Here is a 14,573-nt window from a genome sequence, read left to right as displayed (position 1 = left end):
GAAAACCGAAAGAAGATTTTGGAGAACAAGCAGCGGAACGAAGAACGCAGGGTTCGCACCCGCCGCCTGATTGAGCGTGGAGCCGTTTTGGAGGGGATTTTCCCGTTGGCTCCCGACCTTTCCGGCGCAGAGGTTAAAGCATTTCTGATTGCCCTGTCCCATCTTCCGGGGGCTGCGGAATTGACTGCAAACCTGCCAAAATCCGGGGACACGCCATAAGTCCCTTGTTTACAAGGGCGCACTTATACACCGTTGCCGGTGCTGTGCGCGCGTCGTCGCAAAGTCCGCTCTGTTTCGTTCCCGCCTTGCGGCGAAAACTGCACACGCTCCCTTGCTCCTCCTTTCCCCACAAAAACCGCTCCGCTGGGTTTCTGTGGGGGCCCCATATTCGGGCGTTGCGTACTTCGTCCGCGATGGGAAGCTACGCTCCCCAAACCCCTTGTGCGCTCTGCGCAGCCAGACACCCGCTTTGCGTTTGTCCGGCTCCACAGAGCCTGTTATCCCCTCACTGCAAGGAGGTGTTCCCCATAGATTTCTGTCATATCCCCGTCAGTATCATCAAGCGCAGCGCGGGCCGTTCTGCCGTTGCCGCAGCTGCTTACCGCAGCGGAACCAAGATGACAAATGAATGGGATGGAATGACCCACGACTACACCCGGAAAGGCGGCATTGTTCATGCAGAGATCATGCTGCCTGCCTACGCCCCGCCGGAATTTGCAGACCGTTCTATCCTCTGGAACAGCGTGGAGCAAATCGAGAAGGCAAGGGACAGCCAGCTTGCCCGCGAGATTGAGGCAGCTCTGCCCCGCGAACTGTCCGGCGAACAACAGCTTGCCCTTGTGCGTGCCTATGTGAAGGACAACTTTGTAGACAAAGGAATGTGCGCCGATTTTGCTATCCATGACAAGGGAACCGGCAACCCTCATGTCCATATCATGCTGACACTCCGGCCTTTGAAAGAAAATGGACAGTGGGGCGCAAAGTGCCGCAAGGCATACGATCTGGACGAGAATGGACAGCGTATCCCGGATGGGAAAGGCGGTTGGAAAAATCATCGTGAGGATACAACCGATTGGAACGATAAAGGAAATGTGGAGATTTGGCGGGCAGCGTGGGCAGCCTACACCAACCGGGCGCTGGAATCTGCCGGTAGACCGGAACGCATTGACCATCGCAGCTACAAGCGGCAGGGCATTGATAAGATTCCCTCTGTCCATCTGGGGCCAGCCGCCAGCCAAATGGAAAAGCGCGGCATCCGCACCGACAAGGGCGAAGTAAACCGGCATATTGCTGCTGACAACAAGCTGCTGAAAGAAATCAAAGCCCGCATTACTCGGCTTTATCGTTGGTCGAAAGCCGAAGCAGAAAAACCACAAACGCAGCAAAGCAGCTTGACCGCCTTGTGGGAAGCCCAGCAGCAGTTGAACGCTCCCCGCACCCGCACCGGAAAAATCCGGGCTTTGCAGGAAAGCGCCGCACTATTCAGCTTTTTGCAGGCAAACGGCATCCAATCCATGCAGCAGCTCCATGAAAAAATCGCTGATATGAACAGCCGTTACTATGACCTGCGGGGAAAGATCGTCAAGGCCGAGCGCCGGATCGCCACTCTTACCGAGCGCGGGGAGATGTGGGAACAGTACAACCAGTACAAGTCCATCCACAAGCAGCTTGCCAAAGTAAAGCCGGAAAAACGGGAACAGTTTGAACAGCGCCACAGCCGGGAACTGATTCTGTATGACGCAGCGGCCCGGTATCTGAAAGAACTGAAAGACAGCGGCGAGACAATCACCCCAAAGGCATGGCAGCTGGAAATTGACCAGCTGGCTGCTGGAAAGCAGACGGACACGCTTGCCATGAAAGCCATGCGGGAGGATTTGAAAGCAGTGGAACGGCTCCGCAAAACCGCCGAGCAGCTGTCCCGACAGGAACGGGACAAGTCTCACGACCGGGAGCCGGAGCGGTAAGGGCTACCGCGTTTCACGACATACTTTTGCACACAGAAAAACCGCCGTACTTGTTCCCTCATACCGACACCGCTCGATGATGAACAGTCACCGGGCATTTTTCATTTACAGGAGGATTTTGAATGAACAATACCGCAACCAACACCGCCACTTGCCCGACTGTCAGAAAGCAGATCGGCAAGACAACCTATATCGTCCGTGTCCATTTCAGCCAGACCGCAAAAGAGACGATGGAGGACAAAATCAAGCGTCTGCTCCGTGAGGAAGTCCGCAAAATGTGACTTCTTTTTGAATTTGATGAAAAAGTCCTTGACTTTTCGTCTCTGGCAAGACGGCAAAAAGCATTTTAATTTCCTGCGGTGCGCGGCTGGCTCCCTTTGACATCCCGCAGCTTCGTGAAGTCATGGCCTATGACGAATTGGAGCTTGACCGCATCGGAGATCGGAAAACAGCGGTATTCTTCATTATTTCCGATACCACGCAGACCTACAACTTTTTAGTGGCGCTTGCTTTTTCGCAGATGTTCAACCTCCTGTGTGAACGGGCGGACAATGTTCACGGTGGCCGCCTGCCGCACCATGTACGGGTGTTGTGGGATGAGGCAGCCAACACGGGACAGGTGCCCCAGCTCGAAAAGCTGGTCGCGGTTATCCGCTCCCGCGAGGTGAGTCTTTGCCTGCTGTATCAACAGTTGGCACAGTGCAAGGCCATTTACGATAAGCACGCCGAGACAATCCTCGGCAACATGGACAGCGTGGTGTTCCTCGGTGGCCGCGAAGCCAGCACCATCAAGGAAATATCCGAAAACTGGCTGGGAAAGGCCACAATCAGTATGCAGACCGACAGCCGTTCCCGTGGCCAGTCGGAAAGCTACAGTCAAAATACCCAGCGGCTGGGCCGGGAACTGATGACCCCAGCCGAACTTGCAACCATGCCGGGAGATAAATGTATTTTGCAGCTTCGGGGCCTGCCCCCGTTCTTCTCTCCCAAGTATGATCTGAAACGGCATCCGAACTACCGCTATACGGCGGAGGCCGATAAACAGAAAAACGCTTTTGACCTCGACAGGCTCATTAACCGCCGCAGGCGGCCCGGTCTGAACGAGGCGTGTACGATGTATGAGGTGACTGTGCCGGACGATGCACTCACGGAAGAGGACGAGGACATCCTCAACTATGATGACATCGACGATCCAGACGCCTTTGCATAAACGCTTCGAGACAAAGTGTCCCGAAGTTTGTAACCTGCCGCCTGCAAGGGCGGCTTTTTTGTTACCGGGAAAAAACCGGAGAAATGGAGGCTTATATGGCATTTTTCTCATCTGCAATCGACACTTTACAGACCCTCGTTATCGCGCTCGGCGCTGGCCTTGGCGTGTGGGGCGTGGTCAATCTGCTGGAGGGCTACGGCTCGGATAACCCGGGCTCCAAGTCCCAGGGCATGAAGCAGCTCATGGCTAATTAGATGTAATAAAAGCGGAGAAAGGAAAAGCACAATCCAGACGGAACCGGCGGTGTAGTCAAGAAATATTGTGGAAACGCAAGATTTCTGCTATAATGGGTATAAAACACTTGACGATGGAAAGAAAGGCGGGAAGCCTATGCACATTAGTTATCAGCCACTATGGAACACACTGAAAGAGCGTGGCATGAGGAAAGAGGATTTGCGGCTTGCCGCCGGTCTTACCACAAATATGATTGCCAACATGGGCAAGGGAAAGAATATCAGCATGGAAACGCTGGTTCGCATTTGTGAAGCCTTGAATTGTGGTATTATGAATGTGATTAAATTAGAACAGGACAATATCTAAAGCGATATAATTTTATATTTGATTCGATTTGCACAAAAAATTAAATTTTAATGGTGTATATTTTCTATTGTACCCAATGTAAATAAGTGCTATCATAAAATAAAACAAGTACATTTGAAACATTTTATGATTTGAGAGTGTGCTTGCAGGTTAGTAGCATATTGCCAATAACTGAATACAAAAAATGTAGGTTCTGGTCATTTTAGAAAGGAGCATTGTTTATAAAAAAATTTAGTAAAAGATTGTTTACCTCGTTGGTAGCGTTTTGTATGTTTTTTTCTGTGAGTGCGGTTCCTGCTTTTGCAGCGGAAACAACAACGGAAATAACGGATACTCAACAGCCGGTAGTCATTGGAGAATATGACGGATACTTAACCGATGTTATGATTTCCGATGGTGTCACCAAAAGAGCAGTCGCTAATGTTCGTATTAACTCTTATGCAACTTATGATGAGGATGATGGGATTCAAGTTCATGTGAAGTTGTATGTACCGTGGTATGAATCTCCAAAACCGGAGTTCACTGGTATGACTGGTACAGTTAATGTGCTTATGAACAAAAAATCCACCAATACGGCATTTGCAGAATTAGCCGACGGTGAAGAAACAATCGAAACTGATGTGGATACTGGAAGAACAGGTAATAGCGGAGATAAGGGAACGGTTTCTGTTTCTGGTGTTGCTACCGCTAATAATGCCTTGGCAGGCGGTGGAGCTTTCGCTATTTCTTACCCTGTGACACTTCCCTAATTAAATGCAAAACAGTTGTGAATTAAGGTTGGTAATAGGTAAAATGAAACGGTTATTGGCAATATGCGTATGTTTTTTTATGTGTGTAGGCTTATGTTCGTGTGATTCTTCCCAAACTCGGTCGGTATCATCATATAACTGGTCTTTAGAATTTATTACTGATTTAGATGGTAATATGTTATTCTCAGGTTCAGTGCATGATGACATACCAGTATTGGATTTGACATTGAGTTTTGAAGAAAAAAGTTTTATCTTAACAGATAACACTCATAAACAAGAATGGACAGGTACATATTCGCTTGAAAAGATTGACAATTCTTCTTCGAAACTCGGATTAACTTTTGAAAATTTAGAGGAGCCTGTTACAGGCGTATATGGAACAAGAGTTTATTCTGATGATTCAGAAAGCGCAACAATTACATTACAAACTGATGAAAATATCCTGTCTTTTGTTGGAGAAGATTCATAAATAAAAACAGCCGCTGTAGGAACAAAATCCTACAACGGCTGTTTTTATTTCCACGGCCTGCGCCGGAAGTTCATACCAGACTGTTTTATCAGCGGGGATTTCTTGAACAGCTTTTTCAAAAGGCTTCGTTCCTCTTGTGAGAGCCGCTTGTATTTGAGCCGGAACGCCTTGCAGAATATCTCCGTGAATTGCTGAACCCTGTCCCCCGGAGATTGCATGGCCTTTTGTACTTCCCGTATAAGTTCATCGGCAGGCGTGGTATCCGGCGCACTTTCGCTGTCATTTTCGTGCGCCTTGCGTATATCATGGAGAATGACGTCCCATGTTTTGTGCGTCACATGGCAGAAAAAATCTTCTTCCTCTATCTGACAGGCTTCCAACACTTTGATTGCCCGGTCTGCCGCAGCTTCGGGGTGTTCTTCCAGTACCATAGCCCGTAAAGCAGCCAGTGAGCTGTTTGTGTCATGGAAGTGCATGGTTGCTATCCCGTCCACATAGATTTCTGCGTCTGCCAGCAATTCCTTAAATTTTTCATGGGAGATAATCTCACACAGCAGCCGGTTATTGAAGCGTTCACTTTTCAGCAGTTCCACGACTTCATCACTCAAATGTAATTCTTCTATCGGGGTGTTTTCATATCTCCGATTATTGGTAAGGCCGAGCAGATAGTCAACCGACACCTGATAGAAGTCTGCCAGCTTCAACAGGCTGCCGTGGTTAATTTCCTTGTATTCGTCGTTGTCGTTTTCATAACTGCCGAGGGCTGATTTTGAAATGCCGGTTTCCTGTGCCAGTTCTTCCAGATTCAAGCCCCGTTCCACCCGTAAATCTTTCAGGCGTTCCTGTACGGAAATGTGGGTTTTCATAAACACATCGCTCCTTCCTGCGGCTGGCTGCCGCTGTTATTCCTTATTATACCATATACCGTTCCGAAATCGTGGAATTTTTCGATTTTGGGGCGGTTTTCCTATTTTATGGACATACGGGAAAGGGTTCAAAAATGAGCTATGATTAAGTCAGTTCATCGATGGATTATTTCCAATCGAATGACCGGCCTGATGGGATATGCTCCCCGGCGATGTAGCGCAACGACCTGCGGCAAGGAAATGGAGGAACCTTGACCGCAGCGAGCGTACCAACGGGAACGAAACGCCGCTGTGAGATTCAGGGGCAGGAACGACAGCAGGACAACCCGGCAGAACTGATACCAAAACGCTACCCAAACACGACAAATCGGCGGGGTGTAGTCTGCCCCGTCCGTAATACTATGGGGCATTTCAAAGCGGCTCTATGGCCGTATTTTCCTTGAAAATCGCCCCGAAACATGACACCAAAAACCTTTATCCGCCTGTTCCCGTTGTTACGGCTGAAATGGGCGGATTTTCTATGATAGGAGGCACTATGCCGAGAATGAGCAAGAAACGGAAGTTGGAGCTTTCCTTCTTCCTCAATGACCGGGGGCGTGTGGCCTACAACGACCTGTGCCGGAAGTGCCAGCATAAGTGCAAGCAGAGTTTCCGGGCTGTCGTGATAGACTGCCCCCATTACCTGTCAAAACGAGCCAAGCGAAAGGAGAAAATCAGTTAAATGAAATTTGAATTTATGAGCGCAGACACGGTTCTGCCGCCTTGTATGCCGCTACCCGCCGCAATGCTTCGGCTGCCGATCAGCAGCACAGCAAAAGTCATGTATGCCCGTCTGCTGAACACCACCCTTACGGCAGGGATAGAGGATAGCAACGGCATTTTGTTTGTCCGTTTTCCTATCATGGAATTAGCGGCAGCCCTCTCCCGCAGCCCCGTCACTGTGAAGCGTTCCCTGAAAGAATTGGAGGACATCGGGCTTATCCTGCGGGTGCGCCGGGGTGTGGGAGAACCAAACCGCATTTACACGCTGCTTCCCAAAGGAGGGCTGCCATGATAAATGAGAAGCTGGAAAAGCTGAATCAGGAGATTGCCAAAGGCGAAGCCAGACTGCGGCGGGCGCAGCATGAAGAAAAAATACTGGAACACCAGGTGAAGCAGCTTACCCGGAAGGAACGGACGCACCGGCTCTGTACCAGAGGAGCTATGCTGGAAAGTTTCCTTTTAAGGCCGGAAGTGCTGACAGACGAGGATGTGATGGACATTCTGAAACAGGCATTTTCTCAAAGTGGCATGAAGGAAATAGTTGCAGAAAGCGTGAAAGGGCGGGTAGCCGGGGAATCCCTTACGGAGTAAGGGCGCAACTATACACCGGTCAAGCCGGTGCGTTGCGCCCTGCCGGGGGCTTCCTGCGGAAAGCGGATGATTTTCAGCACCGTTGCGGCTGCTTCCAATCATCACAGGGGACGCTACACTTCCCCTGCGCTGGCTGCGCCAGCTACCCCTTTGTGGACTTGCCGCCCGGGAACACCTTGCGCTGCAAGCTGTTCCCGTCCAGCAAGTTTACAATTTATCTATTCCAAAACAGGACTGCCCGTAGTATAATAAAGCTAATGACGAACACTATCTAAGGAGATGGTTTTATGTATGGATTGATTGCTTTGAATTTCATCATACCCTTTGTTATGGTTTTTGTAGGATATATCTTAAAGAAGCACCCGGTAAAAGATATGACATCCGGTAACGGATACAATACGCCTACATCTCGGAAGTCACAAGAGCATTGGGATTATGCACAAAGCATAGCACCTAATATTTTTTTTGGTATTGGCAAAACATTAGGTTTGGTAGAAATCGTTTTGTGTATATCCTTACTTCTTCTTAATATTTCTACACAGACTACCGTATTTGCAGGAGTAGTTGTTGGAATTATTTTTCTGATTTTTGGATTTTATAAAACAGAAACTGGAATTACAAGTAAATTTGCGAACAAAAACTTTTAAGCTATTAGACAGCTTTCCATCATCGAGCCAACCTGACCCGAACCTTCAAAACTGAATACTAATCGCCTACCAGCGACACCACTAAGCAGGAAATCAGAAACGGTTTCCTGCTTTTCTTTTGCCCAAAATCAACCACAGGAAGGAGGAACGCTATGCCCTGTCCACACCATGATATAAAAATAATCCAGCGCAGCAACCACCAGTCAGCCGTTGCGTCTGCCGCCTACCAGAGTGGGGAACGGCTGTTTTCCGAGTACGACCAGAAGCAGAAATACTATTCCCATAAAAGCGAGATTGTCCATACAGAAATCATGCTGCCGCCCCACGCCCCACCAGCGTATGCAGACCGCAATACTTTGTGGAACGCCGCCGAAGCTATCGAGAAGCAATGGAACTCCCAGCTTGCCCGGAGAATCGTGCTTGCCATACCGAGGGAAATCCCCCCGGAACAGCACGCCGACCTTATCCGGGACTACTGCCGGGAGTTTTTTGTTTCTAAAGGCATGATTGCCGATTTTGCCATCCACGACAAAGGGAATGGGAATCCCCACGCCCACATCCTGCTGACCATGCGGGCAATGGACGAAAACGGGAAATGGCTTCCCAAGAGCCGGAAGGTTTATGACCTTGACGAGAACGGCGAGCGTATCCGGCTCCCGTCCGGGAGCTGGAAAAGCCACAAGGAGGATACCGTGGACTGGAACGACCAGAAGTACGGAGAGATCTGGCGGCAGGGCTGGGCGGCTACCGCTAACCGCTATCTGGAAGCCAACGGACGCCCGGAGCGCCTTGACCTTCGTTCCTATGAACGGCAGGGGCTTGATAAAATCCCCACCGTCCATATGGGGCCAGCAGTCAGCCAGATGGAGAAACGAGGGATACAGACCAACATCGGCAACTTGAACCGGGACATCAAAGCCGCCAATTCCCTTATGCAATCTATCCGGCAGATGGTACGCCACCTGAAAGGCTGGATTGCAGACCTGAAGGAGAAAAAAGCCGCCCTGCTGGAAGCCTTGCAGGAATCGAAGGAACCCACCCTGCCGGAGCTGCTGGGGAAATATCTGGATTTGCGCCGGGAGGAACGTACAGGCTGGACAAGCAAAGGCCAGCTTACAGGCAGCGTTGCCGATTTCAACAAGGTTATGGAAGCTATCCGCTATCTGCGGGAAAAGGAGCTGTCCACTGTGCAGAGTTTGGACGCTTATCTGGATACCGTCAGCGGGCAGGCCGTTTCCATCCGGGCAGAGATGAAGCCGAAAGAACAGCGTATGAAAGAAATCAACACCCTGCTTTCCCATATCGCCAACTTTGAAGCCCATAAGCCGGTTCATGTGGAGTATGCTGCCATCCGGTTTAAGAAGCCACGGGAACAGTTTGCCGCCGCCCATCGGGACGAGCTGGACGCCTATAATGCCGCTATCCGTTATTTCAAGGTGCATTTGAAGGAGAAGAAGTACAGCATTAAAAAGCTGAATGAGGAACAGACACAGCTTGCCGGAGAAGTTGCCGGATATAAGGAACGGTTGTCCGCATTACAGGAGGATGTGAAGATTCTCCGGGATGTGCGTCACTGGCTCAATCAGGTTCTTCCGTCTGAACAGTACCGCCAGACCGCCGAGCCGGGAAAGAAACCGTCCATCCAGCAGGCAGTCAAAGGCCGGACGCAGCGTATCCGGGAAGAACAGGCCGAGAAACGGAAGCAGCCCCGCACAGAGAAAAAACAGGATATGGAACTTTAATAGGCGCTTGCTATTTTCTTTTTCGAGAATGACAGGCGCTTTTCTTATTTTCAGGAGGATTTATTTGAATGTATTTAAAGCTGTCAAGCAGTCTGTTACCACCCGGCAGGCTGCGGAGCATTTTGGAATCCGGGTGGGACGAAACGGGATGTGTGTCTGCCCCTTCCATGCTGATAAAAACCCCAGCATGAAGGTTGACCGGCGCTTTCACTGTTTCGGCTGTCAGGCAGACGGGGATGTGATTGACTTTGTTTCCCGTCTGGAAGCTGTCAGTCCGAAGGAAGCCGCCCTCATGCTGGCGCAGGAGTTCTCCATCCCCTATGAGGACAGGGAACCACCCGGCAGGAGAAAACCCAAACCCCGGCAGGAAACCCCGGAACAGCGGTTTTGCCGCATGGAGCGTTACTGCTTCCGGGTGCTGTCCGATTATTACCATCTTCTGCGCCGCTGGAAACGGGACTATGCCCCTAAGATGCCGGAAGAAGCATGGCACCCGCTTTTTGTGGAAGCCTTGCAGAAGCAATCCCATGTGGAATATCTGCTGGATGTGCTGCTCTCCCCGGATATGGAGGAACGGGCAGTCCTTATCGTTGACTATGGAAAGGAAGTGAGCAATCTTGAAAGACGAATGGCAGAGCTTGCCGCCCAAGATACGGCAGGCCGCAGAACAGACCATACAAGAAGCAGCCCCGCCCCGGAGCATTGAGGAAGTAAAGGCCATGCTGGAAAGCACCGAGAAAGGCAGCGTCCGCAACAGTATCCGCAACTGCCTGACCGTCTTTCAGAATGACCCGCTGCTTTCCGGGGCAATCGCAAAAAATCTGCTGACCGAGCGAGTGGACATTGTAAAGCCCATCGGCTACCACCGCATCGGCACCGCCATCACGGACACGGATATGAACTATCTGCTCCTGTATCTGGAAGAAACCTATGGGCTTACCAGTGAGAAAAAGATTACCGCCGCCATCGGGATTGTTGCCAATGAAAACGGCTACCACCCCGTCCGGGACTACCTGAACGGCCTTTCATGGGATGGGCAGGAGCGTATCCGCTATTGCCTGCGCCACTTTCTGGGAGCCGACACCGACCAGTACACCTATGAAGCCCTGCGGCTGTTCCTGCTGGGAGCCATCCACCGGGCATTTTGCCCCGGCTGTAAATTTGAAGTCATGCTCTGTCTGGTGGGCGGTCAGGGAGCCGGGAAATCCACCTTTTTCCGGCTGCTGGCAGTAAAAGACGAGTGGTTTTCCGATGATTTGCGGAAGCTGGATGATGATAACGTGTACCGCAAGCTGCAAGGCCACTGGATTATCGAGATGTCGGAGATGATTGCCACCGCCAATGCCAAGAGCATTGAGGAAATCAAGTCATTTTTAAGCCGACAGAAGGAGGTCTATAAAATCCCATACGAAACCCACCCGGAGGACAGGCTGCGGCAATGTGTGTTCGGCGGCACTTCCAATGCCCTTGACTTCCTGCCCCTTGACCGTTCCGGCAACCGGCGCTTCCTGCCGGTCATGGTGTACCCGGAACAGGCCGAGGTTCACATTTTGGAGGACGAAGCCGCTTCCAGAGCCTATCTTGCACAGGTCTGGGCAGAAGCCATGACGGTTTACCGCAGCGGGGATTTTAAGCTGTCTTTCAGCCCGGAAATGGTGCGCTATCTCAAAGAACACCAGCGGGATTTCATGCCGGAGGACACCAAGGCCGGGATGATACAGGCATACCTTGACCGCTATACCGGCGGCATGGTGTGTTCCAAGCAGCTTTTCAAGGAAGCCCTGAACCACCCCTTTGACGAGCCGAAGCAATGGGAAATCCGGGAAGTCAACGACATCATGAACCATTGCGTGACGGGCTGGAATTACTTTTCCAACCCCCGTGTGTTCCCGGAATACGGCAGGCAAAAGGGCTGGGAGCGTGAAACGAAAGCAACGGACATCAGCAACGGAGCTGAAAAAATCCCGGAAGGATTTGAGGAAGTCACGGAACAGATGGAGCTTCCCTTCTGAAAAATGCAGCCGGTTGCCGACCCTGTTGCACTCCCGTTGCCGAGCCGGTTGCCGGGAAACCCCCCGTAACTGCGGGCTTTTCCCCTTATCAGCAACCAAAACAACAGAAAAATAAAAGAAAATAAAAATAAGAGCCAAACTGCCAGACAGAGATAGTTTTCAGGTTTTTTGAAGCCCGTTGCCGGACTTCGTTGCCGACCTTCTCCTTGTCTGGCTTATTCTATTATGGAGGATAACTGCCTATGGCAAAAACGAAAACAGAGATTCATGTTACCACAGTTTTTGACGGCGAACTGGACGCCACAGACGTCTTTGTGAGCCTGATTGCCCAAAAATATGGGCAGAATACCAGCAAAGAAAATCTTGCGAAAACACAAGATTTAGAGTATAATAAGGATGAGGTTCAGAAGAACCGTGTTCCGTCTGGATTGTGCGGGTAAACGGTTATGATGAACGGATATGAATATACAGACATGGACGCAATACTGGCAGGCAGCTTCCGGGCAGCCATCTATTGCAGGCTTTCCAAAGACGATGACCTTGACGGGGAGAGCGCCAGTATTGCCAACCAGCGGGATATGCTGGAAAAATACTGCGAAAAGCAGGGATGGGAGGTTGTGGCAGTCTATCAGGACGATGGCTACACGGGGCTGAACATGGAGCGCCCCGACCTGAAACGGATGCTCAAAGCCATCGAGCGCAGGCAGATAAACCTTGTCATAACGAAAGATTTATCGAGGTTGGGCAGAAATTATTTGCAGACCGGCACACTCATTGAGGACTTCTTTCCCCGCCACGGCGTCCGCTATATCGCCATGAATGACGGTATCGACACCATGCGGGAGAATAACGACATTGCGCCGTTCAAGAACATCCTCAACGAGATGTACAGCAAGGATATTTCCAAGAAGGTACATTCCTCTTACCTTCTGAAAGCCCAGCAAGGCCAGTTTACCGGCTGTATCGCCCCTTTCGGGTATCAGAAAGACCCGGAGGACAAAAACCATCTGCTGGTGGACGAGGAAACCGCCCCCATTGTCCGGCAAATCTTCCGCTGGGCGCTGGAAGGACACGGCCCGAACTTTATCCGGCGCAGGCTGGAAGAACAGAAGGTGCCTTGCCCTACATGGTGGAACCGGGAACGGGGCTTCCGCAATGTCCGCACTAAATGGGAAAAGAAAGACCCGGTAAACGGGCGGTATATGTGGGATTTTTCGGTAATCAAGGACATCCTGATGAATCCCGTCTATACCGGGGCTATCGCTTCCCAGAAGAAGGACTACCGCTTCAAAATCGGCACCATCGGGGAAAAAAAGCCGCAGGACTGGATTGTGGTGGAGGAACGGCATGAGCCGATTGTTGACCGCAAGAGCTTTGACATCGTGCAGGACAAGCTGAAATCCCGGCAGCGTTCCCGCCAGACCGGGGAAATCAGCCTGTTTGCGGGGCTTCTCAAATGTGGCGAGTGTGGGAAATCACTGACTATCCGCTACACCAACGACAAGCACCCGAAGCAGATTTATTCCTGTAAGACCTATAATGCCTATGGGAAACAGCACTGTACCCAGCACCGTGTGGAGTACGAAACCCTTTACCGCCTTGTGCTGAACAAAATCCGGGAATGTGCGAAGGCCGCCCTGATGGACGGGGAAGCTGTTGCCGGACGGCTTACCAACACCTGTGAAGCCGAGCAGAAAGGCCAGCGGGAAGCGTTGGAGCGTTCCCTGACGAAGCACGAGGAACGGATTGAGGTACTGGAAAAAATGGTGCTGCGGCTCTATGAGGACATGGTTGCCGGACGTATCAGCGAAGCAAACTTCAATCTCATGCTGGATAAGACGCAGAAGGAACAGGCTGAACTAAAGGAACGGGTTGAACAGGGGCGCAGGAAGCTGGCTGATGAAATCCGCCTTGCCGTGGACGCCAAGCAATGGGTGGACGCCATTCAGGAATACGCCGACATCACGGAGCTGGACGCTGCCACCCTCAACCGTCTGATTAAAGAAATCGTTGTCCATGAACACATCGACAGCGATAAGACACGACACATTTCTATTGAAATTCATTTTAATCTCAAACCCATCCCGGAGGTGGAACAGGTCACGGCCTGACTTGTTCCCGCCGGGGCGGTTCTAAAAAAATTCCATAAATTTCTTGACACGCCGCCGCCCGCCATCGAGCAGAGTTTTACACCTATTTTGGTATGAAACAGCTCATGGCGGGCGGCGGCATCATCGTCATTGGCACCACGCTGATCCCTCTGCTGTCTGGCCTATTTTAAGGTAGGCGCTTATGGATTTTCTCACCGACTGGCTCACAAACTGGCTCAAAGAGCTTCTGATTGGCGGCATCATGGGGAACCTCGAAGGTCTTTTTGATACCGTCAATGCCCAAGTCGGAGAGATTGCGGCACAGGTAGGGACTACCCCGGCGGCGTGGCACGCCGGGGTTTTCTCCCTGATCCGACAGCTTTCCGAAACGGTGATCCTGCCGATTGCCGGAATGGTGCTGACCTTTGTTGCCACTTATGAGCTCATACAGATGCTTTTGGAAAAAAACAATATGCACGAGGTTGACGTTGCGAACCTTTATAAATGGATGTTCAAAACGGCCTGTGCAATCCTGATCCTGTCAAATACATTCAATATCGTCATGGCCGTGTTCGATGTGTCGCAGAGCGTTATCGCGCAGGCAGGCGGGCTGATTCAAGGCTCTACCGATGTTTCGGCGGATATGCTTGCCGAACTGGAAACCTCGCTGGAGGCGATGGACTTGGGGCCACTTTTGGGGCTGTGGCTGCAGTCTGCGCTCATTGGCTTCACGATGAAGGCGATGGGAATTATCATTTTCGTTTTGGTGTATGGCAGGATGCTGGAAATCTATCGCGCGTCCAGAAGCGCCGCTTTTCATCCAAAGGCGGTGTGCGGGCATTTTGGGAACCCGGCTTTAGCAAGCCGGTAA

17 protein-coding genes and 3 pseudogenes are annotated in these 14,573 nt (G+C 51.0%); 19 read left to right on the top strand and 1 reads right to left on the bottom strand.

Features of this window, described 5'->3' with window-relative positions; translation table 11 throughout:
- From LKD36_RS16925 to LKD36_RS16890, 8 genes and pseudogenes are all read left to right on the top strand, one after another.
- The coding region (locus LKD36_RS16925) for a DUF3847 domain-containing protein (protein ID WP_097771031.1) at positions 1-219 on the top strand (219 nt) is incomplete at its 5' end.
- Between the two features lie 194 nt (positions 220-413).
- Positions 414-1,964, top strand: a complete 1,551-nt coding sequence (gene mobQ / locus LKD36_RS16920; RefSeq protein ID WP_331465377.1) for a MobQ family relaxase — start codon at positions 414-416, stop codon at positions 1,962-1,964.
- A gap of 122 nt (positions 1,965-2,086) precedes the next feature.
- Complete coding sequence (locus LKD36_RS16915) at positions 2,087-2,245, top strand: transposon-encoded TnpW family protein (RefSeq protein ID WP_006428300.1); 159 nt, start codon at positions 2,087-2,089, stop codon at positions 2,243-2,245.
- 41 nt (positions 2,246-2,286) lie between these two features.
- Positions 2,287-3,174, top strand: a pseudogene (locus LKD36_RS16910) (VirD4-like conjugal transfer protein, CD1115 family); the annotation flags it as partial.
- A gap of 95 nt (positions 3,175-3,269) precedes the next feature.
- Positions 3,270-3,428, top strand: coding sequence for a Maff2 family mobile element protein (locus LKD36_RS16905; RefSeq protein WP_173744409.1), 159 nt, complete (start codon positions 3,270-3,272; stop codon positions 3,426-3,428).
- Positions 3,429-3,564: 136 nt separating this feature from the next.
- Entirely contained in the window at positions 3,565-3,774 is a 210-nt protein-coding gene (locus tag LKD36_RS16900; RefSeq protein ID WP_015514784.1) for a helix-turn-helix domain-containing protein, read from the top strand.
- A gap of 215 nt (positions 3,775-3,989) precedes the next feature.
- The gene (locus LKD36_RS16895) at positions 3,990-4,523 is read left to right on the top strand and encodes a hypothetical protein (RefSeq protein WP_331465375.1); all 534 of its coding nucleotides are present in this window, start codon (positions 3,990-3,992) and stop codon (positions 4,521-4,523) included.
- Between the two features lie 43 nt (positions 4,524-4,566).
- The gene (locus tag LKD36_RS16890) at positions 4,567-4,992 is read left to right on the top strand and encodes a hypothetical protein (RefSeq protein WP_022261510.1); all 426 of its coding nucleotides are present in this window, start codon (positions 4,567-4,569) and stop codon (positions 4,990-4,992) included.
- 44 nt (positions 4,993-5,036) lie between these two features.
- Here the strand turns inward: LKD36_RS16890 and LKD36_RS16885 are convergent, their stop codons facing one another.
- Entirely contained in the window at positions 5,037-5,858 is an 822-nt protein-coding gene (locus tag LKD36_RS16885; RefSeq protein ID WP_308460342.1) for a helix-turn-helix domain-containing protein, read from the bottom strand.
- A gap of 535 nt (positions 5,859-6,393) precedes the next feature.
- Here LKD36_RS16885 and LKD36_RS16880 point away from each other — a divergent pair.
- The 11 genes and pseudogenes from LKD36_RS16880 to LKD36_RS16830 all read left to right on the top strand — a co-directional run.
- Entirely contained in the window at positions 6,394-6,579 is a 186-nt protein-coding gene (locus LKD36_RS16880) for a hypothetical protein (RefSeq protein ID WP_033118356.1), read from the top strand.
- Entirely contained in the window at positions 6,580-6,912 is a 333-nt protein-coding gene (locus tag LKD36_RS16875; RefSeq protein WP_308460341.1) for a DeoR family transcriptional regulator, read from the top strand. It begins immediately after the preceding gene.
- The gene (locus tag LKD36_RS16870; RefSeq protein ID WP_006859273.1) at positions 6,909-7,211 is read left to right on the top strand and encodes a DUF3847 domain-containing protein; all 303 of its coding nucleotides are present in this window, start codon (positions 6,909-6,911) and stop codon (positions 7,209-7,211) included. Before LKD36_RS16875 ends, LKD36_RS16870 begins: the two co-directional genes overlap by 4 nt.
- A 287-nt stretch (positions 7,212-7,498) precedes the next feature.
- Entirely contained in the window at positions 7,499-7,858 is a 360-nt protein-coding gene (locus LKD36_RS16865; protein ID WP_308460340.1) for an SdpI family protein, read from the top strand.
- A gap of 152 nt (positions 7,859-8,010) precedes the next feature.
- Positions 8,011-9,600 (top strand): MobQ family relaxase, encoded by a 1,590-nt coding sequence (gene mobQ, locus LKD36_RS16860; RefSeq protein WP_006859284.1) that lies wholly within the window; start codon positions 8,011-8,013, stop codon positions 9,598-9,600.
- A 64-nt stretch (positions 9,601-9,664) separates the two neighbouring features.
- The gene (locus tag LKD36_RS16855) at positions 9,665-10,306 is read left to right on the top strand and encodes a CHC2 zinc finger domain-containing protein (protein ID WP_014081132.1); all 642 of its coding nucleotides are present in this window, start codon (positions 9,665-9,667) and stop codon (positions 10,304-10,306) included.
- Between the two features lie 13 nt (positions 10,307-10,319).
- Positions 10,320-11,612: a virulence-associated E family protein gene (locus tag LKD36_RS16850; protein WP_007884071.1), complete on the top strand. Its 1,293-nt coding sequence runs from the start codon at positions 10,320-10,322 to the stop codon at positions 11,610-11,612.
- A 242-nt stretch (positions 11,613-11,854) separates the two neighbouring features.
- Positions 11,855-12,052 (top strand): hypothetical protein, encoded by a 198-nt coding sequence (locus tag LKD36_RS16845; protein ID WP_006858666.1) that lies wholly within the window; start codon positions 11,855-11,857, stop codon positions 12,050-12,052.
- Between the two features lie 6 nt (positions 12,053-12,058).
- Positions 12,059-13,723 carry a recombinase family protein gene (locus tag LKD36_RS16840; protein WP_007884068.1) on the top strand — a complete coding sequence of 555 codons (1,665 nt, stop codon included), beginning with the start codon at positions 12,059-12,061 and terminating at the stop codon, positions 13,721-13,723.
- 89 nt (positions 13,724-13,812) lie between these two features.
- A pseudogene (locus tag LKD36_RS16835) lies at positions 13,813-13,893 on the top strand (Maff2 family mobile element protein); the annotation flags it as partial.
- 11 nt (positions 13,894-13,904) lie between these two features.
- Positions 13,905-14,495, top strand: a pseudogene (locus tag LKD36_RS16830) (VirB6/TrbL-like conjugal transfer protein, CD1112 family); the annotation flags it as partial.
- Positions 14,496-14,573: the final 78 nt, after the last annotated feature.

The organism is Hominiventricola filiformis, from assembly GCF_020686965.1.
Classification (GTDB): domain Bacteria; phylum Bacillota; class Clostridia; order Lachnospirales; family Lachnospiraceae; genus Hominiventricola; species Hominiventricola filiformis.
Note: the sequence above shows the minus strand (reverse complement) of the source record. Positions and strands in the feature narration are given on the sequence as shown.